We start from the raw sequence: 24,892 nt of genomic DNA on the forward strand, positions 1-24,892 counted from the left end.
TTCAACAGTCAATCTTACCCAGTCTCTCACCGGAATATCTTTTGTTCTAGCAAGTCTCCAGATATCTCCAGCTTCACACTCAAAGCTCATCATTTCACCATCTACGCTACCTGTTACAGTTACTGTACCAGCTTCAGCCAGTTCGAAAGTGGTTGGGTGAGAACCGTACTCTTCTGCTTTTTGAGCCATAAGACCGATATTTTGCATTGCACCCATTGTAGATACATCGTATTGACCATTTTTCACGATATCAGCTACCATCTCTTCGTGGAACATCGCGTAAGTTGAATCAGGAACTACAGCAACAGTTTCACCAGCTGCACCAGTTCTATCCCACTGCTTACCACCTTCTCTTACTACGACAGGCATAGAAGCATCGATAATGACATCATTAGATGCGTTGAAGTTCGTTTCACCTTTATCAGAGTCAACCATTGCGATCTTTGGTGCATCAGAATCAACTACTGCTTGGAATGCAGCTTTGATCTCAGCTTCTTGAGCGTGACCAGCGATCTTTTTCTCAAGGTCAGACATACCCATGTTAGGGTTCACACCTAATGCTTTGAATGTATCAGCATATTTAGCGAATACATCTGCAAAGAAGATCTCAAATGCGTGACCGAACATAATTGGGTCAGAGATCTTCATCATTGTTGCTTTAAGGTGTAGTGACCAGATAAGTCCTTTTGCTTTTGCATCTTCGATCGTTTGCTTATAGAATGCTCTAAGAGCAGCAACAGACATGAATGTACCGTCAAGTACTTCACCTGCCAGTGCATCGATAGAAGTCAACTCTTTACCGTTAAGCGCGATCGTTACTTTTTGGTCTGCAGTAGATGTTACAGATTTTTCATGACCAAAGAAGTCACCTTTTCCACCCATATGAGCAACATATGCTTGACAGTTCTCATCCACTGCTTTAAGTCTGTGTGGGTTGTTTTGTGCAAATCTTTTTACCGCTTTTGCTGCTCTTCTGTCTGAGTTCCCTTCTCTTAGTACCGGGTTAACTGCAGAACCAAGACATACATTGTATTTAGCTTGGATCGCTTCTTCTTCAGCGTTTGCAGGCTCTTCTGGGTAGTTAGGGATATCGTAACCTTGACCTTGAAGCTCAGCAATACAGTCTTTTAGCTGACCTACTGATGCAGAGATGTTTGGAAGTTTGATCACGTTCCCGTCTGGTTGAAGTACTACTTCTCCTAGTTTAGACAACTCATCTTCTGCAAGACCCATAGCTGCACGTACTCTTCCAGCAAGTGAGATATCACTCTCTACAACTTCAACGCCTGCTTCTTTAGTAAAAGCATTGACGATTGCAAGTAATGAATACGTAGCGAGTGCCGGCGCCTCATCGATTTTTGACCAAATGATTTTTGGTAAGTTTGACATATTTTTTCCTTGTAATATAATTGATGTACAAAAAAGTAACATATTATTTAAAAAAAAATCTAATTAATAAGATATATTTTATCCTATTTAAAATATTTGTTTCATAAATACACATAATTATTATAATAAGTGAACCATCATGACTCTATAATTTGAGTATTTTTACCAATTTCGATAAAAACACTCAAATCCAATGAAATGCACTACAAGTTTTGAATCAAAGATAAGGGAACTGAACATCTTGTGAAATGAAAAAGATAACCTTATGAGTTTTTTTAGCCGTGATATTTTATGTTGGATTCTAAGAGGTTTATATTGTTATTTTGATACTATTGCAAAATAAAATTTGAAGTCAGAAGTAAATAGGGGTTTAATGATGTTAGAAGTTTTCTTACTGGCATTCGCTCTAAGTATGGATGCGTTTGCAGTGTCAATAGGCATTGGTGTTAAAAACAAATATTTTGATACATTTTTAGCTCTTAAAGTTGGATTGTTTTTTGGTTTTTTTCAAGCTTTAATGCCACTGTTTGGTTATCTTTCCAATATTGGTCTGGGAAGTGTTATAGAATCATTGGATCATTGGATTGCTTTTACCTTATTAAGTATTCTTGGTGTGAAAATGCTTTATGAGAGTTTTGGTGAAAATATTGAAGAGGATATTGCAAAAATCACCAATAAACTATTACTATATTTAGCTATTGCAACAAGTATAGATGCAATGGCAGCTGGATTCACGCTAAATTTACTTCAGCTCAATCCTTATATATCTATGATCATTATAGGTGTGGTGACTTATATATTTAGCTTTTTTGGTGTTTATATCGGTTCCAAGGGTGGCGGTTTTTTAGAAGACAAGGCTGAAAAACTTGGTGGTGTGATCTTAATAGGAATTGGTGTAAAAATATTAATTGAACACACTTTATATTAATTAAAAAATAGAATCTATAGGTAATATATTGGTAAAAATATATCACATAATAATGCATATCAAAAGAAAATAGAAAACCTTATAATGTTCTATATTTTATAAGGTTTTTATCTTGAGTCATTTATCTGTGAATGATTCAAACATGTCTAAATTATTTCTTTTGAATTACGAAATAGATATACTCTTGTGTAGTCTCTTTAGGCGTAACATGGGTGAATTCTTCGCTCTCTATAAGGGTTAAATCTGAAGGAAGCTCTTCTAACATCTTTTGATGATTATATTGTACAATATCCAATCCTGCACATTGAATTGGGCCATTTACCTTAAATGTACTAATGACAGCTATCCCTTTAGGTTCAAGTGAATTCTCTAAAACCTTAAAATATTGTTCTCTCTCCTTTTTTGAAAGTAAAAAATGAAATGCTGCTCTATCATGCCACAGATCATATCTTTTGTCATTTTTGAAATGTAATATATCACTGCAAATCAATTGTACGTTCTCATTTTTTATTCGTGATCTCACTATTTCCAGCGCAGTTTTTGATGTATCGAGTAGAGTGATGTTTTTATATCCATTTTGGAGCAAATGATCTACAAGATAAGAAGCGCCACTACCAATATCAATGATATTTGCCTCATCTTTTACATACTTCTCTATCAATTCTACCGATTTTTGTGGTGAACTTTGATGCCAAAGTACTTGCGTGTAATCTGTGTTTTGAAATAAACCATCCCAATGATTTTCTCTTCTTACATCAGCAGGAATTTTTGTAGCACTAAATGTCGCACCTTTGGTTGTTTCAGCCGTTGTATAGTGCGTATACCCTGTACATTCGACCTCTTTAAAGCCAGCTTTTTGAATGAGCTCTATAAGTTCGTTTTCATGCAGTGTTCCAGCTACACAGTTTGCCCAATCCTCTTCACCAGAACTTGCACAACATGAACTTTGTTCTATAGTACAACATGATGGCTCGGAAATATCTATCATATCAGCAAAATAAATTTTACCATTTGGTTTTAACACACGATAAATCTCTGCAAATACAGACTCTTTGCAGGAAGTGAGGTTAATGGCACCATTTGAAATGACTACATCCACACTCTCATCTTCAAGCATCACATTATCAAAACTACTCTCTAAGATTTCGACATTATCAAAGCCAGCCATTTTTGCATGTTTCGATGCAGTTTCAACCATCTTTGGAGTAATATCTACTCCATATACTTTTCCTGTTTTACCAACAAGTAAGCGTGCCACTAACACATCTACACCCGCACCACAACCTAGATCTAAAACAGTATCACCTTCTTCTATATCTGCTTCATTAAAAGGATTGCCAACAGCAGCACAATACTTCCAGATCTCATGTGGTAGAGCCTTTATCCATTCCTCTTTATAACCGTGCGCTTTCGCGTTCTCTAAACCTTTATCCCAGCCAAAATTTTTGTGAGGATTTTCTGCCAACTCTGAATAGAGTTCTATAATTTGCTTATGACTATCCATGATCTTACTACTCTTCCGTTACTTGTCGAACGACACCAAATCCATTATCAAAAGGAAAACTAGCTCTAGCCCAGCCTTTTAATCCACCTTTTAAATTATAGGTATTCTGATATCCCAAGTGTTTTAATGTTTGGGCTGCAAACAAACTACGTCCTCCACTACGACAATAGGTAACAATGACGGCATCTTTATTTTTAATTTTATTCATAATCTCAAATTCAAGATTACCTCTTGTGACCATTATAGTCTCATCAGCATAGATAGCACCTTCCGCTCTTTGTTCTGCTTCTCTCACATCCAAAAGTATAAAATCATCTTCATTATCGATCATCTTCTTTAATACTACAGGTGACATCTCTTCCACTTCATCTTTGGCGTGATTCATAAGAGCATCTACTTCTCTACGTCCTGTGCCAGCGCATGCCTTTTGATTACATGCCGTTGGATGTGCTTTTTCATCACGCATATATTTAAAAACAGGTAATTCTTGCTTGGCCTCTGTATGATTTTCAATCACAGGTTTTTGCTTTTCAACGACTGTTGTTTCTTCTTTTTCTTCAACTACACAGGTCTTACATGCTTCTTCTGTTTTAAAATAGGTGTATCCCCATTGTGGAAAAGTCAGCATCACAATTGAAAACAGTGTGACTAGGGCTAAAAACTTTTTACTTGAAAAAAAACCTGAGGTATCATCACAGGCACATTCAACATCTTTTCTCTTTACTCTCAGTTTGTCCCACCATGCATATAGTAGCACCAATACAGTCAACCCGACTAAATAATTATGATAAGGCTCCATCCATGAAAAACTCGTAGCCAAACTACTAGAACCTGCCAAAACTGCCAATACAGGAGTAACACAACATAAAGATGCCGTAATCGTTGCTATAAGAGCAGCTATAATTTTTTTGTTTACCATTCACAATCCTTTTATCTATTTAGCTTATTAACTAAATTCCTTGAGATTGTATATATACCCTACTTAAAATAAAGTTAATTGTCTAAATTGCTAAATTCAATTACTTTAGCTATAATCATTAAAAATTCACAAGGTAATATTATGCTTGATATGGATGCTAAGATTAAAATTTTTAAAGCATTGGGAAATGAAACACGTTTTAAAATCTTTAAAAACATCTTTACAGGTGGATATGCCTGCTCTATTGATGAGAGCCAACCCAAAGATGATATGATCGCTCAAGCTACATGTGTTACAAGTATCGCCGAACAATTTGATTTTGCACTGCCTACGATATCTCGGCATCTTAAAGAGCTGAAAGATGCAAAGATCATAACAATGACAAAGAGCAAAAATAAAATTTATATTGAACCTAATATTGAAACAATGAAAGAAATAGCTTCATGTTTTAAAACGCTTGTTGGGGATTATGAAAAAGGTGTAGTATTCCAATTTGACAATACCAAATAAAAGATTTTTCTATCTTTCCTCATATCTTTATTTCCTCACTCCTATGAGTATCTTATTCATCCCAGCTTGTGTACTTCCTATACTTCCATATTTTCTGAGCCATGTAAACTAAACTCCAATGGGTAAAAAAGCCTTTTAAAATATATCAATTTATAAAATTTTCCCTTTGTTAGAAGGATAGTATAAACCAGATCATCAATGCTCTTTCTACACACTCTTTGCACATTAACGTTTTATACTTTGATATAGAGTAAATTGATAAAGGGATGAGTATAAAAAATGTTAGCGTTCCATTTAGAGTACTATTGATCATAGGATTGACAGGTCTCACATATGGTTCATAGAAAAACATTTTGTTCTTTTCATAAATAGTTAGATCATATTAAATGGTGTATAACACCCTAATAAGGAGGAAACAACTATGATAGCAGATCAACCTTGTATGTGGCATGGAGGTGGGATGTGGTTTTTCCCTATGCTTATGTTCATAATCTTAATTATTGTCTTCTTTGTACTTGCTGGACGTGGGAGAGGAGGCTGTAGATTACCGTGGTGGGGACCTGAAGGTTATTACAAAAAAGGTGAAGAAACGGATTCAGCGTTAGAAATATTGAAAAAGAGATATGCGAATGGAGAGATTACTAAGGAGGAGTTTGAACAGATGAAAAAGGATATCCTTAGTTAACTAAACAGTTTAAAGGTTATATCTATAAGACCGTTAATGAGTTAAGTTGTGATAGAGTACTGGCTAGTGTTAATTTAGTGATATAAAAAGTGGGGTGTAAGGACTCACACATCATGTTGTGTGAGTCTTCAGTTTTATAATTGAGGACCTGCAGATGCGAAGTCAAACTCATCACCATTTCCATCATAGCGATGGAAATTCTCCTGGAACATACCGGCAAGCTTCGCTAACATAGCGTCATACTCCGCTTTATCTTTCCATGTGTTTCTTGGGTTAAGTACAGCTGTATCTACACCCTCTAACGTTTTAGGGATAGCAAGATTAAAGGTATCAAGTGTTTCAAATTCTGTATTCAAGATAGCACCACTCAAAATACCATCGATACATGCTCTTGTATTTTTGATACTCATACGCTTACCCGTACCGTAAGGACCGCCTGTCCATCCCGTATTGACCAGGTATACATTTACACCATGCTCATCTATCTTCTCACCAAGAAGTTTTGCATAGACGGTTGGATGCAGTGGTAAGAAGGCTTCACCAAAACATGCAGAGAAGGTTGCTACAGGCTCAGTAATGCCTCTTTCTGTTCCAGCCACTTTTGCTGTATATCCACTAAGGAAATAGTACATCGCCTGCTCTTTGGTCAATTTACTTACCGGAGGCAAGACACCAAATGCATCAGCTGAAAGGAAGATAATGTTATTCGGGTGACCTGCCTGCAGGTCTTTTTTATGATTTTCAATATGCTCTATAGGATAGGATACACGTGTGTTCTCCGTTTTAGAACCATCCGTATAGTCAACATTACCATGTTCATCGGCAACAACATTCTCCAAAAGTGCATCTTTCACAATCGCACCATAGATCTCTGGTTCGGATTTCTCATCAAGATTGATCACTTTTGCGTAACATCCACCTTCAAAGTTAAAGACACCATGATTGTCCCAACCATGTTCATCATCACCGATAAGTGCTCTTTGAGGATCTGTTGAAAGCGTCGTTTTTCCTGTACCGGAAAGTCCAAAGAATAGACAAACATCACCATCTTTACCTACATTCGCTGAACAGTGCATAGGAAGTTTACCCTCAAGTGGGAGCCAGTAGTTCATCATAGAGAAGATACCTTTTTTCATCTCACCACCATACCAGGTACCACCGATGATACCGATATTCTCTTCCACATTAAAGACGACAAACACATCAGAATTCAACCCGTGTTCTTTGTACTTTTCATCTACCGCTTTACATGCATTATAGACGGTAAAGTCTGGTTGAAATCTTTCCAGTTCAGATTCCGTAGGACGGATGAACATATTTTTAACAAAGTGTGCCTGCCATGCTACTTCTGTCACAAAACGTACAGAACGCTTACTAGCTGCACTTGCTCCAGCATAGACATCTGTCACATAAATGTTCTTACCAGAAAGTTGAGTTAACGTAAGATCAAGAAGTTCATCATACACTTCCTTACTGATCTTTGCATTGACATCACCCCAAGCGATATGTTCGTTTGAAGGTGCTTGATCAACAAAATATTTATCTTTAGGACTACGTCCTGTGAAGATTCCTGTATCACACATTGCTGTACCTGATGTTGAGATCTTACACTCTCCGCTGTTTACCTCGTGCGCTTGCAACTCGTCATAACTTAAATTGTAATAGATATCTCCAATATCTTTCAATCCTAGTTTATCAAGTCCGTTGGGCGTTTTAGTACTCATAAGTATCCTATTTCTTTCTTTTTTTATTTTAATGTAAAACGAACCAAGTCCGTCTTTACTACGTTCACACTGAGTTCTCTCTTCGGTAGAGTACTCAAGTGGTACCGCTTTTTATGTTTAATGCTAAAGCATAAGTGAGGAAATCGTCTCTATTTGCTCACTTATACTTCCTCAAAAGAGGAAGCATAAACTGTAATACTACGTTTTATTTAAAGATAGAGAGTAGTACACCTGCTGCTACTGCTGATCCGATAACACCAGCCACGTTTGGACCCATAGCATGCATGAGTAGAATATTACCCGGTTTTTCTTCAGAACCAACTTTACTTACAACCCTTGCTGCCATCGGTACCGCAGAAACCCCCGCTGCACCGATAAGTGGGTTAATAGGCTCTTTTGAGAACTTGTTCATGATCTTACCCATGATCACACCTGCTGCTGTACCCGCAGCGAAGGCAAGAAGACCAATGATCATAATACCCATTGTCTCAGCTACCAGGAATGAATCTGAAGCAAGTTTAGAACCCACACCCAGACCAAGGAAAATAGTCACAATGTTAATGAGTGAATTTTGCATCTCATTAGAAAGTCTGTCAACAACCCCTGACTCTTTTGCAAAGTTACCAAGTGCAAAAGAACCCATAAGTGGTGCTGCATCCGGTAAGATAAGTGCGATCATCATAATAACGATCAGAGGGAAAATAAGCTTTTCAAGTCTATTTACTTTTCTCGTGGTCTTCATTACGATCTGACGCTCTTCTTTTGTTGTTAACGCTCTCATTATCGGTGGCTGGATCACTGGAACCAATGCCATGTATGAATAGGCTGCAACTGCGATTGCTCCAAGAAGTTCCGGTGCCAATGCCGACGCGATGAAGATAGATGTAGGACCATCAGCCCCACCGATAATACTGATCGCTGCAGATTGTTTCAGTGTAAAGTCTACCATGCCTGTATACTGAGAAAGTGCTGCTGCACCAACCAATGAACCAAAGATACCGAACTGAGCAGCCCCACCAAGAAGTGCTGTTTTAGGGTTAGAAAGAAGTGGTCCGAAGTCTGTCATCGCTCCAACACCCATAAAGATCAACAAAGGGAAGAATTCGTTAGCAATACCCATATTATAGATAATACCCAGCATTCCATGGTCGCCTGTCATATTGGCAATAGGTATATTGGCGAGAAGTCCACCAAAAGCGATAGGTAAAAGAAGAAGTGGTTCAAATCCTTTAGCGATAGCTAAATAGAAAAGAAGAAAAATGATAATAAACATAATAAGTTTACCCCAACTTTGGGCAAATAAACTCATCTCATCACCATGACCATTCTTGACACCCTCTTCTGGGTTTACCATTGCATTAAGACCTGTAGTTTCAAAAAAGCTCACAAGAAGTTGCGTGATAGATTTAGGTTCATAGGCTTGTTCTTCTTGTGCAGGTGCAGCAGGTGCTTCATGCACACTGGCTTGCACTGTTGATGTGAGTGCTGTAAAAGCGAACATCATCGAGAGTAAAAGATGTTTAAGCTTCATACCGACTACTCCATCGTGGCTAGAAGTTGTCCGTCTGCGACTGCATCGTTGACATTGACATTAATTGAGGCAATTTTACCCGCTTGTGGTGCAGCGATATCGATTTCCATCTTCATCGCTTCAAGGATCATGATCACATCACCTTCAGCAACAGTATCACCCGGGTTTTTCACGATCTTCCATACATTACCTGGAGTCTGTGAGTGTATCTCCACACTTCCTGCTGCACCTGGTACCAATGCCGGTGTTGCTGCTTCTGCTACTGCATTTACTTGTGCTGCAGGCGCTGCAGGTGCAATTTGGATATCTCCCTCACCCTCTGCTACTTGTACGCTATATTGTTTACCATCTACTACTACTGTATAATTTCCTGCCATCTCTTTTTCTCCCTTACAATTATTTTCTTGACCTTTTCTTACCATGAGAGGACTTTCACCCTTCAAGAACGCAATACCTTTTTCTGCACATGCACCTGCGATGAAGATGTTTTCATCTGAAGTTGACAAACCTTCATCTTCAAGTACTTTTGTCCAGTGTGCGATGGATTTTGTTTCATCTCTATCCGCAATATCCAAAGGATTTTCTGTCGTTGGTTCTAGACCTAATTTGTCAGATGCGAGTTTGATGATCTCTTCATCTGCTTGTACCGGTGTTTTACCGAAGTAACCAAGTACCATACGTCCATATCCTGGAGCGATCTGTTTCCATGGTCCGAACATTACGTTGGCATATGCCTGCTGCCAGTAGAATTGACTTACTGGTGTTACAGATGTACCATAACCACCACGCTCTACAACCTCTTTCATTGCAGCGATCACTTGATCAAATTTCTCAAGGTCTCCCGCATCTCTCATCATTTGAGTATTGGCTGTCAATGCACCACCAGGCATAGGTGAGAATGGAATAAGCGGTGATACCTGTGTTGCTTCAGGCGGGATCATATAATCAGAAAGACACTCTTTAAGTCTCTCTTCATACTTAAGCACTTTATCAAGCTGTAGATCACCAAGGTTATAATCTGTTCCTTTTGTTGCATGAAGCATTGTAAGGATATCCGGTTGGCTGGTACCACCACTTACAGGTGAAGCTGCCATATCGATACCATTTGCTCCTGCATCCAGTGCAGCAAGATATGATGCTACAGAAACACCTGCGGTTTCATGTGTATGAAGTCTCAAGTGTACACTCTCGCCAAGAAGCTTTCTAGCCATAGTGATCGTTTCATAGACTTTATGAGGGTTTGCTGTTCCTGATGCATCTTTGAAACAAACACTGTCAAAAGAGATACCTGAGTCTAAGATATTTCTGAGTGTTTTTTCATAAAAAGCAACATCATGCGCACCTTTACATCCCGGAGGAAGGTCCATCATTGTTACCACTACTTCATGGTCAAGGCCATGTTTTTTGATCATTTCTGCAGAAAATGCAAGATTGTTCACATCATTCAATGCATCAAAGTTACGTACGGTTGTTGTACCATGCTTTTTAAACATTTTTGCAAAGAGTTCTATCATTTCACGGCTACCAGTATCAAGCATTACTGTGTTGATACCACGTGAAAGTACTTGAAGGTTAGCATCCGGCCCTACGATCTCTCTAAAACCGTCCATCATGTCAAATGCATTTTCTTGTAAGTAGAAGAAGAGTGATTGGAATCTTGCTCCACCACCAAATTCGAAGTGATTAATACCTGCATTCTTCGCTGCCTCTACAGCAGGGAAGAAATCATCCATAAGTACACGACCACCAAAGACAGACTGAAATCCGTCTCTAAAAGTTGTGTCCATTACATCAATATATTTTTTAGCCATTTACGATACCTTGTTTTTATGATTGTTTACGAAATTCTTTGATTGCTGCAACGATAGCTGCAACATGATGTGCTTCTTTCTCAGCTTCCTGTGCAGCATTGGTTGAAACAGGAGCTGCTTCAACTGCTTTATCAGGGAAGTACTTACTGATGATTTTAGCTTGTAGCTTCATTACCTGAACCAGGATAACTAGAAAGATAAATACGATCAGCATTCCCAGCACCATAAATTTTAAGCCTTCGCTTACTAAATCTATTTCCATGTGATTGACCTCACTTTATAAGTTTACAGATTTTAAAATAGTTTTGCTTGTTATTAGGTAAAAAAGAAGAATTATCTTCTCTTTTTTCTACGATTCTTATTACGCGTAACTTTTTGTTCCTCTACATATCCTTGAATCATCTGATCTACAGTATTTTGATCAAAACCTATCTGTGTTCCTATGTTTTGCTGTTCTTCTTCTATGATACGTGAAATGAGTTTTGTCAGAAGCAGCTCTTTGTCCATATCACCCATGTACTCCAATAATGTTGCTGCATCGTCATGTACCTGGATATTTCTGATCTGTTCAGCCAAATATTCACAGCTTGCATCATCCAGTCCTAAGCCACCTTGAATCGTAGCTAAACGCATCTCTGCACCTACTTCTTTTTGGATACGTTGAAGCTCTTTGAACTCTTCGGTTGTCACCAAAGTGATAGCTTGACCACTTCTTCCTGCACGTCCTGTACGACCGATTCGGTGTACATAACTTTGCGGGTCAAAAGGAATATGATAATTAAAGACATGTGTGACATCTTTGACATCCAAGCCACGTGCGGCGACATCTGTAGCCACCATGATCTTGGTTTCACCCCTTCTATAGGCTTTAATGACCACTTCCCTGTCCATCTGTTCCAAGTCACCGTGTAAACCATTGGCATTAAATCCCAATGCCTGTAAATGTTCGGTCAACCTGTCTACTTCTCTTTTCATACGACAGAAGATGATACATTTATTGGTCTTTTCTGTTTCAAGGAGTTTGACGATCGCTTCATCTCTTTGGTGTTCATGGATCACATAATAGCGTTGATCAATGATGTTGTTTGTCGTCTCTTCATCACCTACAACAGAGATATACTCTGGTTGATACAAAATATTATTCGCCAACTCTTTGATCGGTTCAGGCATCGTTGCAGAGAAGAGCAGTGTTTGTCTGTTCTGAGGAATATATTCAAAGATCTCTTTGATCTCATCAAGAAAACCCATATCAAGCATTTCATCTGCTTCATCCAGTACAACGATCTCAGGGTTCAACACATCGATCTTCCCTTTTCTATAAAGATCTTTCAATCTTCCTGGTGTTGCTACGACGATCTGTACACCTTTATGTATCAGTGCTATCTGACGTCCATACCCTACACCACCATAGACTGTCAATGTTCTAATACCTGCAAAACGTCCCAAATGATAGAGTTCATCCGCTACCTGTGTTGCCAACTCTCTTGTAGGTGTGATGACCAATGCTCTTTCTATCTCACCTTTGGCAAGTTTATCCATCATAGGAAGACCAAATGCTGCTGTCTTTCCCGTACCTGTATGGGCTTGACCTACCATATCACTCCCATTAGCAATGATAGGAATAGCCATCTCCTGGATAGGACTAGGCTCTTTAAAGCCTGCTATTTTCACACCTTTTGCCAGATCAGCATGAAAATCAAATTCATTAAATTTCATTATTTACCTTTAAAATATGAGGCATACCTCATTCATGTCCAAAAAATCTTGTTTTGAACTTAAAAGAAACTCCCGCAAGAGGTTCTATAAATTCAGATCTGTTTTCAATTTAAATGTATATCAATAAAATCACTCCAAACACTATCCTATAGATACCAAACGCGACAAATGTAAAACGCTGAATAAATGCTAAAAAAAGTTTGATCGTGAGATAGGCTACGATAAATGCTATAATGAATCCTGCAATAAATGCTCCCCAGTTGGCATCTGCAAAATCCTGATAGTGTTTCAGAAAGTCATACCCCGTCACTGCTGCCATGACAGGAATCGCAAGTAAGAAAGAGAACTCTGCAGATGCTTTTCTGTCCATACCTACCAATAACCCACCCACAATGGTGGCCCCTGCTCTACTTGTACCGGGAATGAGTGAAAATATCTGGGCAATACCGACCCATAGAGCCTGTTTATAAGTGACCGCTTCCACGTCAGAGATATGCCACTCTTTTTCTTTGTAAAAATATTCAAGCAAAAGAAAGATCAGACCACCGATGATGAACATCCATGCCACAACCTCAACAGTAAATAGTGTTTTGATCTGATCTTTGAAGATAAAGCCTACGATGGCCAAAGGTAAAAAAGCAACAAAGAGTTTTTGCCAAAGTGCCACTTTCTTGAAAGTGATCTTTTCTTTGTAGATAAGCATGACCGCCATGATCGCAGCAAATTGGATGATGACCTCATACGCTTTTGTCAGTGCATCCTGGGAAACACCCAAGAACTTACTGGCAACTATCATATGCCCTGTCGATGAAATGGGAAGAAACTCTGTAAACCCTTCGATAATACCTATGATTATCGCTTGAAAAATATCCAATGTATACCTTTTTTAAACCATGCTGGAAAAATAACTCTCATCTTTTGCCAAGAGTGCCTTTGGTGTACCACTATCAACCACTTCACCATCTTCCAACACATAAATGAACTCTGCACTTTTTATCGTACTGAGTCTGTGTGCAATAGTGATCACTGTCTTTTGAGACAAAAAGTCATGCAGTGCATCAAACAGTTTCATTTCTGTATGCACATCCAAAGCCGAGGTTGATTCATCAAAGATCACCACTTTTGGATCAGATAAGATCATCCTTGCTATCGCTACTCTCTGACGCTGTCCTCCACTAAGCTTGATACCGTCTTTTCCGACCAGCGTATCAAGTCCCAGATCTAAACGCTCTATAACATTCGTAAGCTGTGCGATCTCGAGTGCTTTTTGTACTGCATCCGCACTGTACGTTTTGCCTAGCGTTAGATTGAACAACATTGTATCATTAAAGAGTTTAGGATGTTGCAAGATGAGATGAATATTTTCTCTAATAGTGGAAAGTTTCAGTGATTTGTTCGATACACCTCCATACACAACCTCGCCTTCATCAAAAGGATAGAAACCGACAAGTATGTTAGAGAGTGTTGTCTTTCCCGAGCCGCTCGCACCGACGATAGCAATCTTTGACCCTTTCTTAATATTCATATTGATATTAGTTAATATTTTTTTGTTTTTCTGGTAGGCGAATGAAAGATCCTTTACCTCTATATCAATCGCATGTTGAGAAGCAAAAGGATCGTGCGCTTCTTCTCTTTGTGGCTCCTGCTCCATCGTATAGATGCTGTTTATACGTGCACAGGCTGCCCTGGCGGTAGAGAGTGCATACTGAAAATTAATAATATCCTGTGTGGGTGTTACCATCACCCAGAGATATGAAAAAATAGCGAGCATCAATCCCACGGAGAGATCAGAGTATGCTACCGCTAGGATACTCACTGCCCTGAAAACCTCATAGCCACTCAAAAATACCAGGTAAGAATACTTCATCGCTGCTTCACTTTTATACCCGTATGCGATCGCATGCTCTTTGAGTTCCCTGGCCTTCACTTCACTCTTATCAAAGAAGTAGGCTTCTTTATTTGCTGCACGTATCTGATGAAAGAGCTCCAACGTTTCATTCAATGCAGACTGAAAGAGTTCCACCGCTTTGTTTTCCTCTTTTTTAAGTTTACCGATATTTCGTGCCAGTTTGGCAGTAAAGAAGACCACGATGGGATTGGTGATCAAAATGAACAGGGCAAGCTGCCAATGGATCCACAGGAGGACCGCTGCAGAAAAAAGCAACACAAAAGAAGCGATGATGAACTTAGAGATCGTACTGCTGACAAAACCGTCTATCGTCTCTACATCCGTGACCAGTTTGGAAGTCACCGCTCCGACACGCATCGTCTCATACTCTTTGAGTGAAACATATTTAAGATGTTTCAGTAAAGACTCTCTCATTTTATACGTAATATTTTTTGATATGATCGTAAATATTCTGCTTTGCATAATGCTTAGAAGTACGCTGGAGACGCGAAGAAAGATGATAAGGGCTAACACAAAGAGTACATACCCTTTGGTGTCCGAAGTAAAGAGGTGTTCAGATATCCAAGTGATGAATCCATGGTCCTGTCCCAGTAAAAGCTCATCGACAAGTATAGGGATAAAGAGTGGAATGATAACAACAAGCAGTGTCGAGAGCAGTGCAAGCACATTGCCTAAAAAGACATCTTTTTTATGGTCGAACAGTTGTCGTACAATGCCTTTGATACTACAACTGTTATTTTGCATTAGATCGAGTCTACTATCTGAAGTATCTGTGTGAGGTCTTTCTCATCTACACAATGCGTAGCCGCCTCTTTCAGTACAGGTTTTGCACAAAATGCCACACGTGTATCTGCATGGGCGAACATACTGAGGTCATTGGCTCCGTCGCCTACGACCAGTGTATCTTCACGACCTACACCAAGCAGTCCCTGCATACGGATGATCATATCACCCTTGGCATTACTGTACATCATCTCTCCGCCTACCTGTCCGGTCAATACACCATTTTCAGCATGTAAGAAATTTGAGAAGTCTGCATTCACCCCCAGTCTCTCACAAGCTGGTTTTGTGGCATTTCTAAAACCGCCTGAGAAACAGACCACTGTATACCCTCTCTCTTTGAGCCCTGTGACTACTTCTTGCGCACCGGGCATCATTGGGAGATCGCTGCAGATCTCGTTGACCTTCTCCTCTTCCAGGCCTTCAAGCAGGGCTACCCTTGCTCTAAGGGACTTGTAGAAATCCAACTCGCCTGCCATTGCACGCTCGGTTATCGCTGCAACCTGCTCTTCAAGTCCAAGTGGGGCTGCAAGAAAATCAATGGTCTCGCCATCCATCAATGTTGAATCAAAGTCAAATACGGCTAATTTACTCATCCTAATCCCTAATTAATATTTGTTAATATATTATGCTTTGGTCATTCTGTAATAACCCTCTATGCATTATTTAGGTAGAATTATAACTAATTAAACTATAACTATAAAGAGTATATTCATGTTTGAAAAATTTTGCGACATTCTTTGTAACGATAAAAAATTCATCACAGTAGAGATAAACCCTCCTCACGGTGCATCCATAGATGGCATCATTGCTGACATTAAAAAACACGATCTACAGAACAAAGTCACAGGTTTTTCATGTACAGACAACCCTTTGGCAAAACTCAAGATGTCAGGGGTTCTCTCTGCCATCAAAGTACAGCAGACATTCGGAAAGCCTGTCATCGCCACAATGAGTATGAGAGACAAGAACAAACTCTCTCTGCAATCCACCCTGCTTGGAGCAAATGACTTTGATTTGCGCTGCATCCTTGCATTAACAGGTGACCCGGCAAAGTATTCAGACCAACCGGAGGTTAAAGGTGTGCTCGAACGTGATTCAACCCTGCTTCTCAGTATCATCTACCACCTCAACAAAGGGGTCGACTACAGTAATAAGCCGTTAAATCCTGCACCTAAACCTATCTATCCGTTTGCTGTGAGCAATGCCACTGCAAAAGATATGAACAGCCTGAAAAAACGTATGATCAAGAAACTCAATTACGGTGCACGTGCCATCATCACCCAGCCGGTATATACCCTGGAAAATGCCAAAGAACTCTTAGCGCTTTTTGAAGAAGCCAAAGCGCTGAGCATACGCGATACAGCAAAAGAAGCCCAGCTTGTCTTAGGTCAGTTCCCTATCGTAAGGGCTAAAACGGCCAATTTTATTGATGATAAAGTCCCTGGTATCTCTGTACCTAAAGACATTATAGACGAAATGAACCTCGCAGCAATGGACGGAGAAGAGAGAGAACAGGAAGTAGGATTTGCCCTTTCAAAACGTATCTTTGATGAAATGATGACTATCCACGGAAAAGTGCATTTAATGACACACAATCGTTTTGATCTGTGTAGTCAACTCATAGGTTGACCAAGCCCTGCAGAATCCTTATTCTTCAAAAAGGATTCTACCTCTTTAAACCTCTACTCCATCAAAGATCAACGGATAGAGTAATCCATACAGTGTCACAAATAACAAAGGGACTGCCCAAATGAGGCCTATACCGAGTGCTAATGCACCCAGTGTCATAATGAGACTGAGTAACAAAAAAAGACCAAAAACTTTAAACCAGTGTTTTGTGACCGTTTTTCTTGAAAGCTCCATTGCCTCCCAGACATCCATTCCTTTATCTGCTATAAGCGGTAAAGTAAAGATATAAGCGATACTCAAGTAGATACCCGGAAGAATAAGCAGTACAAAACCTATCACCGTCATAATATAGATGAGTAACGCAGCTAATGACAACCTACCCGTAAGATGATAATAATTAAATATAGATTGAAATGCTATATGCTCTCCGCGTGAATAGTGGATGGCAAGCATAATAACACCTACAATAAGCGGCATAAGTACCGGATAACTTAAGATAGTAACGATCATCTGGTTCAGGTAGTTTGGTTCAGCAGGCGGTGGTGGAGAAGGGAAAAAAGTACCTAATATGATCTGTACGATCACAGAAATAACAACATAGACAATAAATGCAGCTAAAAATATTCCCTTGACACTTTCTATACGTCTAAACCCCTCTTTAAGCATCTCGATAATATCAAAATCATATTCAGGTATGTTTTTTACATCTACATTTTCATTTTTCATCATGTCCCTTTTCGTATCAATAAATCATTATAGCTTAAAAACAATTATTGTTAAACTTCTTCTGATATACTCACAAAAATCTTAATTAGGAGACACTATGTCTGAATTACAAAAGTTCCGTTGGGTCAACAAAATAGAAGGGATCTCATTTATCATCCTGATCTTCATCGCTATGCCAATGAAATACAGTTTTGGCTATCCAATTGCCACTAAAGTCGTAGGTATGTTACATGGTCTGCTCGTATTTGCATTCATCTATCAGATCATTGAAGCGAAAAAAGAAGCTGGATTTACTTTGAAAGAGACGGCACTCTACTCTATTTTTTCGCTTATACCATTTGGTTCATTCTATACAGACAAACTGCTTGCTAAAAAGATGACGATAGCATAACGTGTCCCTTTAGCTACTGCTACAATAGTTGCAAACCATTTGAACTTATAACGTAAAACCCCCGAAATAAAGGTCAATGGATCCCCGATGATCGGAACCCATGACAACAGGAGGGTCCACCCTCCATATCTGTCAAAAAAACCTCTTGCTTTTTCCATCTTTTGTGCAGAAAGATGCCCTTTTTCTTCTAGATAATTTTCACCTTTTAACCCTAACCAGTAATTCACCATAGATCCCAGTGTATTACCCAGTGTTGCAAAGAACCATAAAAGTATAAGAGAGTGGTTTTGAGAGATATCGTAAAGAAGTAACCCTTCACTTCCTAACGGAAGTAGTGTGGCAGAGAGAAAGGCCACTGTAAAAAGTGTCATATAAACCATTAAAGTGTCTTAAAGTGCATTTCACCCTCTTCTATGACACCGACCATGCCCTGGCATGCCAATGAGGGCAAAGAGATGTATGTACCTACTGTCTTACACTGATGAAAATGGCCTTCGATCACAAGGTCTGCTTCACTGTAGTGTTCCAGTATCTCTTCCACTCTTTTCTCGAAGCCAGAAAAGGTAAAACAGATATGCTTTTTTGACAACTTTTTCATACGATGATCGATGATCGCCTTTTCAAAAGGTTTAAGGAATGTCAGTGTCTTTTTATTACGTAAAAGTTTACAGTAGAGGTCATACCCCAATCCTGTAGCATATTTATCACCATGAGAGATCGCCACTTTTTTCTCTTCCAGATCAAACATGACCGGTTGCTCTTCTCTACTGTATACATGAATATCCGGAAACACATCTTTGAGGCAAAAATCATGGTTTCCTTCGAAGTAGTATATATCAAGTTTTTGTGAAAGTGTTTGCAGAAGATCTATGGCTTCTTTTGAAAAGGTCTGAATGTAATCATTATGTCCAAAGAGCAGATCAAAGTTGTCACCCATCAAAAAGAGCTGAGGGGTCTCTAGTTCTCCACTCTCTAGCTTTTTCAGTAATACTAAAAAAGCATCTCCATGATGAGGGTAGTGTGAGTCAGCAATAAAAAGTGCTTGCTCTTTGATCTCAAACATATATTCTCCAATCATCGCTCTTTCTTGTCACGGTAAACGCCTTTGAAAGCGAAGCGATTGTCCTCGTTCCTGCTGGATTACATCGAGAACCGTGACGACTTTTGCCTACTTTTCTGGAAAGTAGAAAAGAAATCTAAACTATTATAAAATAATAATTTTTATGGGATGTAGGCGATCGTCGGGATGCCCATACCTTCATCATATCCGCACATCAAGTTCGCAGCCACAAGTGCTTGCGAACTTGCACCACGCAAGAGGTTGTCTATGGCAGAAGAGACAAAAAGTGCATTGCCGTTTTTGGCTGCAAAGATGTCACAAAAGTGTGTGCCTGCCGTACTTTTAATATCGACCGGTGTTTCTCTGATACGGATAAACGGATCGTTTTCATAGTGTTTTTTCAACACTTCCATCGGATCGATATCTTCTTTTAACGTCGCATAGACAGAGACCAGTTCACCACGTGTCGCAGGAATGAGATGAGGCACAAAATTGACATTCATCTTAGCACCGTGTATTTTTTCTATCTTCTCTGCTATTTCGGGTGCATGTCGGTGTTTGATCGGGTTGTAAGCAAAGATATTATCGTTGATCGTCACGAAATGTGCCGTCTCACTCAGTGTTTTACCTGCACCGCTCACACCGGACTTTGCATCGACAAAAAGTGGTGCAGAGGTATCAAGATACGGTATGAACGGTAAAATACCCAGCAGTGTTGCCGTTGGATAACAACCAGGACCTGCAGCAAGGTTCGTACCCTTCAACTCTTCTCTATAATACTCGATCAGTGCATAGGTTGCATCACCCAAATGCGCTTTATCTTCATGGGCACAGTAATGCGCTTCATAGGTATCCAACTCTAAACGATAATCCGCAGAAAGGTCGACAACTTTGACCCCTTTATCCAAAAGCGCTTTAGCAAAGCCCATAGAGGCTTTATGCGGCAGAGCCAGGAAAACAAGTTCACAGCGTTCGGCCACAGAGTTGGCATCTGCTTTTTCAACAGGTAAGCTGATCACATCTACCAGTGAAGGATGCAGTTTCTCTATCATTGTATCTCCCTGCGTCGTGGCAAGATAGGTCAACTGAAAGCCACTATGGGTCACCAACATCTTCACCAGTTCCAGTCCTGTGTATCCACTGGCCCCTACTACACCTACTTTTACCATCTTATACCCTCTTAGTCTAGGATGATCTCTTTGTAAGAGATCTCTTCGATATCATATGTCTTTTTACCGCTAGGAAGTACCAGTGAGACTTCATCTCCCTCTTCTTTACCTATAAGTGCGCGAGCCATAGGGGACTGGATAGAGATCAAACCTTTAGAAGGGTTTGATTCTGTACCACCTACGATAGTATAGTGTACCTCTTCACCTGTATTTTGGTCTGTCAATTCTACTGTTGATCCGAAACTCACTCTTGTATGCGGCAAAGTCGAAGGATCTACGACCTGTGCACGACCTACTATATCCGTCAGTTCTGCAATACGTGCTTCCATCAATCCCTGTTTGTCTTTGGCAGCATGATACTCCGCATTTTCCTTAAGGTCACCGAGTTCTCTTGCCTCATCGATGACTTTGGCTATTACACCTCTTTCTACAGACTTTAAGTGTTCAAGTTCTTCTGATAGTTTCTTGTAAGTTGTTTGTAACATCGGCTCTTTTTGCACGATAGATCCTTTAAAATGATTCATTTATATATAATTGGAGGTATTATACCAAAAAGGTTATAATAGCGAAAAAATAATGGACTTCTTTTAAAATTCATAAAAGAACTCTACATCTAAAGTATAAAGAATGACAAGAATTAAAATTCAGTACAAGCGAAGCACTAAATGATGAGTCGTAAGCAAATACTAATCACCAATGATGATGGTTTTGAGTCTGAGGGACTTATGGCACTGGTTGAGGCACTCAAACCTTTAGGTCATGTCAGTGTGGTAGCACCAACCACAGAGAAATCAGCGTGCGGACACTCATTGACATTGACCAGACCTCTCAATTTTGTCGAGGTGGAAAAGGATTTTTATAAACTGGATGACGGGACACCTACAGATTGTGTGTTTCTCGCACTCAATAAGGTTTTTATGAAAGAGAAGCGACCCGATATAGTCATCTCAGGCATCAATATCGGGGCAAATATGGGTGAGGACATCACATACTCCGGTACAGCATCCGCAGCAATGGAAGCCGTACTACAAGGTATCCCGGGCATTGCGATCTCTCAAGTCTATAAAGACAAAGGTGAGAGTATCAAGGAGTTCGGATATGAACTGGCACAAAAAAGCATCGTCACCCTCGTAGAAAAGATATTTGCCAATGAGTTCCCTCTGCCTCCACGTAAATTTTTAAATATCAATATCCCTCCTGTACCAACCTCAGAGTGTAACGGCTTTAAAGTCACACGTGCGGGGAACCGTCTCTATACACACCATGCCGAAGTACACCATAATCCTCGGGGTAAAGAGTACTACTGGATAGGTCTGCCGGCTCTAGGGTGGATGGAAACACAAGGACATATCACAGACTTTGAAGCGATCAACGATGGCTATGTTTCCATTACCCCTGTACATCTGGATATGACTAGCTATGACGATATCAAATCTTTGGATGCATGGCTATGAGATTCCAACGTTGCCGTATGCTCTTCGGAGATGAAGATTTTGAAAAGTTACAAAAGGCCAAGATCCTCATACTGGGTGTTGGCGGTGTAGGTTCTTATGCACTTGACTGTCTCTACCGTTCAGGAGTCAGTGACATTACCATACTGGACTATGATGTGTATGATGAAACCAACCAGAACAGACAGATAGGTTCAGATGCAGTAGGGATGATCAAGGTTGACCGCCTCAAAGACCTTTACCCCGGCATCAAGACCATACATCAGCATATGACCGTGGCTTGGGTACAAGAGTTTGATTTTGAACCGTATGACATTGTCATAGATGCTGCAGATACTACAAAAGTCAAGATAGAAGTGGCTAAAAAATGTTATAAAAAGCTCATCATGGCACTGGGTTCAGCCAAACGTTACGATACCAACAAAATAGAGGTCACTTCCATTTGGAAAACCCATGGTGATGCACTTGCAAGAAAAATACGCAACGAACTCAAAAAAGTAAAATTTGACCGGAATTTTACTGTCGTATTTTCACCGGAACAGGCCAAATGCATAGAAAAAGGTTCTTGTGTGGCAGTAACAGGTGCTGTCGGACTTACTACCTGTTCGGAAGCGATAAAAAGGATCCTTAAGTAATTTTCGCGTCTTAACGTAGCATATGCTTCATGTATGGTGTTACTTTGGGACAAAACTAGGATAATTTAACTATTTTGGTTAGACTTCTTAATAAAAAACAAAGAGTACAACTAATGACAACTTTCCCCCTTGACAATGTAAAACGCCTAAGAAAAGAGCTTGCCACCCACCCTGTGTATGCAGCTGTTCAAGACATGGATGATCTCATCATCTTTATGCAGCATCACATCTACTCTGTTTGGGATTTTATGTCCTTAGTGAAATACCTGCAAAATCAAATTGCACCGGCAAGCACGCCATGGCTTCCTCATGGTGATGCGCAAGTGCAGCGTTTTATCAATGACATTGTGCTAGAAGAAGAATCAGATGAGGGGATCCCTCTGGAAGATGGCACACCCACATACACAAGTCATTTTAATCTTTATAGAACAGCTATGGAAGAGGTAAAAAAAGGAAGCAACAGCCTTATTAACGCATTTATAGACAAAGTGACATCAGACTCTTTGGAGAGTGCTCTGAACACGGTTCAAATACCTTCTCCGGCTAAGGCATTTATGGAAACGACATTTAGCTTTGTGCATAGTGATAAACCTCACGTTATCGCTGCGGCCTTTGCTTTGGGAAGAGAACATATTATCCCAGAAATGTTCCGTGCATTGCTGGATAAAATGAAAATATCAAGAGATGAAGCAGAAGTGTTCCACTATTATCTCGATCGTCATATTGAGCTTGATGGAGATCATCATGGACCGATGTCTTTACGTATGCTTGACCTATTATGTGAGGGAGATGAAGAAAAGATCATAGATGCTGAAGAGGCTGCTCTCCATGCGATCAAAGCCAGAATAAAGTTTTGGGATGGTGTTTTATTGGCGATAGAAGAGAGCAAAAAGCAATCAGCCTGAGAACTATAAACCAGACCGTTCAATGTTTTACGTCACCGATAGATAAGTATAACATCACAATTAATTGTCTATCGTTGAGCGACTCCAAGTAAGATACCCATCAGTTTTTTAAACTCTTTAGAACTTATGTTTTCTTTTATACTTTTCATTATAAAACATACCATATAGCACATTTTATAAGGTTTTGGTTTTTAGAAGGAGTGAGACCTAATAAAAGTTAAAAGTTTACGAATAAAACAATTTGAACTTAACAGGGGCTACTAAAAAGCAAAGTATTATTCTGTTACACTTTTTTACTACTTGGAGGGGAGAGTTAGTAATGAATAATAAAAATATAGATAGAGAAATATATTTTTCCAAAAATATGTTCTTTTTGACCCTTATGATACTTGTACCACCTTTGGGATTGATTTTACTGAGAGAATATTCAAATATGAGTATACTTTTTTTATTATTTTTGATAGGCATTTGTTTTTATATAGGTTATGTGTATTATCAACAGAACAAAAAATTTGAATCCACTTATGATTGGATACCTATCAATGCAAAAGTAATTAACAAAAGAGTATTCCATCTGAATTGTATGAGTATTAATTCTGGAATGGATAAGTACCGCACAAGAACACATGGATATAAGGTAGATATCACTTATAAATATAAATATAACGATAATGAATATAAATCAAATCAATATGCATTATCCTTTAAAAGTGATGTAGACTGCAACTATCTATATGCTTTAGATGAAGCGAAAAAGATTATGTTTAGGTCTACGAAAGATAATAATATAAAAGTGTATGTTAACCCTGACAATCCTGCAGAGAGTGTAATCAAGCAAGGTAAATCAATATGGTACGGGATGCCGTATATCTTTTATTTATCAATATATATCGGCGTTTTAGTTTTTTTTATTTATTGGATTAGTGTACACTGAGTCTAAAGAGATATTGCAAGAGCGATAATTCCTATTAATAAGAAAAAATACCAGAATATTTTTCTATGCAACGGCATGTCTGGGACCAAAACACTTTCATTAGGGTTTTGAGGATTATAATAGACTAATAAATTAGGCTCAGTGAGTTGAGATATAAAATTTTCAATTTGTTCAGGTTTGCTTTTAAGTTCACGATAATAGGCTACATTATCTGAGGTATAGGTTCTTCCTTTTACATTAAAGCTATATTTAATATAAGGGAAATAGGACCAGACCATTTCTCTAGCATAAGGATTATCTATCGCTACTTTTTTATATAGAAGTTTTCCGTCGGTATTTTTCCATTTTTGACTGAGATTAAAAAGTGTTATTTTTTTAGCACTAAAGTAAATCAATGCAACACCTAAAACAAATGGTATAAAAGTATTTAGTAAAGGAGTTCCATAGGAGAATGGATATGAAAAGGCAAAAAGTACAAGCCCAAATACTTTCCATGGTAGTGATCTATCATCTATTGTTTTATTCTTTTTATTCAATCTGAACCTTTCTAGAATATTTTGAACTATATCAAAATATGACTGAC

The 24,892-nt window shown here is 39.1% G+C and carries 26 protein-coding genes; 9 read left to right on the forward strand and 17 right to left on the reverse strand.

The genetic code is table 11. The features are described from left to right. On the reverse strand, positions 1 to 1,389 hold a 1,389-nt coding region (locus PF327_RS09360; RefSeq protein WP_289402309.1), incomplete at its 3' end, for an NADP-dependent isocitrate dehydrogenase. A gap of 376 nt (positions 1,390 to 1,765) precedes the next feature. Between PF327_RS09360 and PF327_RS09365 the strand changes: the two genes are divergently transcribed. Continuing rightward, entirely contained in the window at positions 1,766 to 2,317 is a 552-nt protein-coding gene (locus tag PF327_RS09365; protein WP_289402379.1) for a manganese efflux pump MntP, read from the forward strand. A 151-nt stretch (positions 2,318 to 2,468) separates the two neighbouring features. Here PF327_RS09365 and PF327_RS09370 read toward each other — a convergent pair whose 3' ends face one another. Together PF327_RS09370 and PF327_RS09375 are read right to left on the reverse strand one after the other, a co-directional pair. Beyond that, positions 2,469 to 3,821, reverse strand: a complete 1,353-nt coding sequence (locus tag PF327_RS09370; RefSeq protein ID WP_289402310.1) for a class I SAM-dependent methyltransferase — start codon at positions 3,819 to 3,821, stop codon at positions 2,469 to 2,471. A 7-nt stretch (positions 3,822 to 3,828) separates the two neighbouring features. After that, complete coding sequence (locus PF327_RS09375) at positions 3,829 to 4,740, reverse strand: mercuric transporter MerT family protein (RefSeq protein ID WP_289402311.1); 912 nt, start codon at positions 4,738 to 4,740, stop codon at positions 3,829 to 3,831. A 141-nt stretch (positions 4,741 to 4,881) separates the two neighbouring features. Between PF327_RS09375 and PF327_RS09380 the strand changes: the two genes are divergently transcribed. Both PF327_RS09380 and PF327_RS09385 read left to right on the forward strand, forming a co-directional pair. Next, entirely contained in the window at positions 4,882 to 5,250 is a 369-nt protein-coding gene (locus tag PF327_RS09380) for an ArsR/SmtB family transcription factor (RefSeq protein ID WP_289402312.1), read from the forward strand. A gap of 421 nt (positions 5,251 to 5,671) precedes the next feature. Then, positions 5,672 to 5,935 (forward strand): SHOCT domain-containing protein, encoded by a 264-nt coding sequence (locus tag PF327_RS09385; protein ID WP_289402313.1) that lies wholly within the window; start codon positions 5,672 to 5,674, stop codon positions 5,933 to 5,935. A gap of 134 nt (positions 5,936 to 6,069) precedes the next feature. Here the strand turns inward: PF327_RS09385 and pckA are convergent, their stop codons facing one another. The 8 genes from pckA to serB all read right to left on the reverse strand — a co-directional run bounded on the left by pckA (position 6,070) and on the right by serB (position 16,002). Further along, positions 6,070 to 7,659: a phosphoenolpyruvate carboxykinase (ATP) gene (gene pckA, locus PF327_RS09390; RefSeq protein ID WP_289402314.1), complete on the reverse strand. Its 1,590-nt coding sequence runs from the start codon at positions 7,657 to 7,659 to the stop codon at positions 6,070 to 6,072. A 205-nt stretch (positions 7,660 to 7,864) separates the two neighbouring features. After that, positions 7,865 to 9,190, reverse strand: a complete 1,326-nt coding sequence (locus PF327_RS09395) for a sodium ion-translocating decarboxylase subunit beta (protein WP_008242242.1) — start codon at positions 9,188 to 9,190, stop codon at positions 7,865 to 7,867. A gap of 5 nt (positions 9,191 to 9,195) precedes the next feature. Then, positions 9,196 to 11,001, reverse strand: a complete 1,806-nt coding sequence (locus tag PF327_RS09400) for a biotin/lipoyl-containing protein (RefSeq protein WP_289402315.1) — start codon at positions 10,999 to 11,001, stop codon at positions 9,196 to 9,198. A gap of 16 nt (positions 11,002 to 11,017) precedes the next feature. Continuing rightward, complete coding sequence (locus PF327_RS09405) at positions 11,018 to 11,263, reverse strand: OadG family protein (RefSeq protein ID WP_289402316.1); 246 nt, start codon at positions 11,261 to 11,263, stop codon at positions 11,018 to 11,020. A 71-nt stretch (positions 11,264 to 11,334) separates the two neighbouring features. Continuing rightward, positions 11,335 to 12,717, reverse strand: a complete 1,383-nt coding sequence (locus PF327_RS09410) for a DEAD/DEAH box helicase (RefSeq protein ID WP_289402317.1) — start codon at positions 12,715 to 12,717, stop codon at positions 11,335 to 11,337. A gap of 109 nt (positions 12,718 to 12,826) precedes the next feature. Next, complete coding sequence (locus tag PF327_RS09415) at positions 12,827 to 13,591, reverse strand: undecaprenyl-diphosphate phosphatase (protein ID WP_289402318.1); 765 nt, start codon at positions 13,589 to 13,591, stop codon at positions 12,827 to 12,829. A gap of 12 nt (positions 13,592 to 13,603) precedes the next feature. Further along, positions 13,604 to 15,370 (reverse strand): ABC transporter ATP-binding protein, encoded by a 1,767-nt coding sequence (locus PF327_RS09420; RefSeq protein ID WP_289402319.1) that lies wholly within the window; start codon positions 15,368 to 15,370, stop codon positions 13,604 to 13,606. Beyond that, a complete protein-coding gene (serB, locus tag PF327_RS09425; RefSeq protein ID WP_289402320.1) occupies positions 15,370 to 16,002 on the reverse strand; it encodes a phosphoserine phosphatase SerB in 633 nt (210 codons plus the stop codon). The genes PF327_RS09420 and serB overlap by 1 nt, the downstream gene beginning before the upstream one ends. Positions 16,003 to 16,120: 118 nt before the next feature. Between serB and PF327_RS09430 the strand changes: the two genes are divergently transcribed. Then, positions 16,121 to 17,038 (forward strand): methylenetetrahydrofolate reductase, encoded by a 918-nt coding sequence (locus tag PF327_RS09430; RefSeq protein WP_289402321.1) that lies wholly within the window; start codon positions 16,121 to 16,123, stop codon positions 17,036 to 17,038. Between the two features lie 45 nt (positions 17,039 to 17,083). Here PF327_RS09430 and PF327_RS09435 read toward each other — a convergent pair whose 3' ends face one another. Beyond that, a complete protein-coding gene (locus tag PF327_RS09435) occupies positions 17,084 to 17,764 on the reverse strand; it encodes a glycerophosphoryl diester phosphodiesterase membrane domain-containing protein (protein WP_289402323.1) in 681 nt (226 codons plus the stop codon). A gap of 97 nt (positions 17,765 to 17,861) precedes the next feature. On the opposite strand from PF327_RS09435, the gene PF327_RS09440 reads away from it, so the two are divergent. Continuing rightward, the gene (locus PF327_RS09440) at positions 17,862 to 18,155 is read left to right on the forward strand and encodes a DUF3817 domain-containing protein (RefSeq protein ID WP_008242225.1); all 294 of its coding nucleotides are present in this window, start codon (positions 17,862 to 17,864) and stop codon (positions 18,153 to 18,155) included. Here PF327_RS09440 and PF327_RS09445 read toward each other — a convergent pair. The 4 genes from PF327_RS09445 to greA form a co-directional block, all read right to left on the reverse strand. Beyond that, a complete protein-coding gene (locus PF327_RS09445) occupies positions 18,113 to 18,526 on the reverse strand; it encodes a YqaA family protein (protein WP_434481332.1) in 414 nt (137 codons plus the stop codon). The genes PF327_RS09440 and PF327_RS09445 overlap by 43 nt on opposite strands. 8 nt (positions 18,527 to 18,534) lie before the next feature. Beyond that, the gene (locus PF327_RS09450) at positions 18,535 to 19,233 is read right to left on the reverse strand and encodes a UDP-2,3-diacylglucosamine diphosphatase (protein ID WP_289402326.1); all 699 of its coding nucleotides are present in this window, start codon (positions 19,231 to 19,233) and stop codon (positions 18,535 to 18,537) included. Positions 19,234 to 19,376: 143 nt separating this feature from the next. Beyond that, complete coding sequence (gene argC, locus PF327_RS09455) at positions 19,377 to 20,384, reverse strand: N-acetyl-gamma-glutamyl-phosphate reductase (protein WP_289402328.1); 1,008 nt, start codon at positions 20,382 to 20,384, stop codon at positions 19,377 to 19,379. Positions 20,385 to 20,395: 11 nt separating this feature from the next. Further along, positions 20,396 to 20,884 (reverse strand): transcription elongation factor GreA, encoded by a 489-nt coding sequence (greA, locus tag PF327_RS09460; RefSeq protein WP_289402329.1) that lies wholly within the window; start codon positions 20,882 to 20,884, stop codon positions 20,396 to 20,398. A 165-nt stretch (positions 20,885 to 21,049) separates the two neighbouring features. Between greA and surE the strand changes: the two genes are divergently transcribed. The 4 genes from surE to PF327_RS09480 all read left to right on the forward strand — a co-directional run bounded on the left by surE (position 21,050) and on the right by PF327_RS09480 (position 24,309). Beyond that, positions 21,050 to 21,838 carry a 5'/3'-nucleotidase SurE gene (gene surE / locus PF327_RS09465; RefSeq protein WP_289402330.1) on the forward strand — a complete coding sequence of 263 codons (789 nt, stop codon included), beginning with the start codon at positions 21,050 to 21,052 and terminating at the stop codon, positions 21,836 to 21,838. After that, on the forward strand, positions 21,835 to 22,470 hold the full coding sequence (locus PF327_RS09470; protein ID WP_289402381.1) for a tRNA threonylcarbamoyladenosine dehydratase: 636 nt from the start codon (positions 21,835 to 21,837) through the stop codon (positions 22,468 to 22,470). Before surE ends, PF327_RS09470 begins: the two co-directional genes overlap by 4 nt. 113 nt (positions 22,471 to 22,583) lie before the next feature. After that, the gene (locus PF327_RS09475) at positions 22,584 to 23,375 is read left to right on the forward strand and encodes a DUF3050 domain-containing protein (RefSeq protein ID WP_289402331.1); all 792 of its coding nucleotides are present in this window, start codon (positions 22,584 to 22,586) and stop codon (positions 23,373 to 23,375) included. A gap of 319 nt (positions 23,376 to 23,694) precedes the next feature. After that, positions 23,695 to 24,309, forward strand: a complete 615-nt coding sequence (locus PF327_RS09480) for a DUF3592 domain-containing protein (RefSeq protein ID WP_289402332.1) — start codon at positions 23,695 to 23,697, stop codon at positions 24,307 to 24,309. 2 nt (positions 24,310 to 24,311) lie between these two features. Here the strand turns inward: PF327_RS09480 and PF327_RS09485 are convergent, their stop codons facing one another. Next, entirely contained in the window at positions 24,312 to 24,845 is a 534-nt protein-coding gene (locus tag PF327_RS09485; protein WP_289402333.1) for a DUF3592 domain-containing protein, read from the reverse strand. Between the last annotated feature and the right edge of the window lie 47 nt (positions 24,846 to 24,892).

The sequence above is a fragment of the Sulfurovum xiamenensis genome, assembly GCF_030347995.1.
GTDB lineage: Bacteria > Campylobacterota > Campylobacteria > Campylobacterales > Sulfurovaceae > Sulfurovum > Sulfurovum xiamenensis.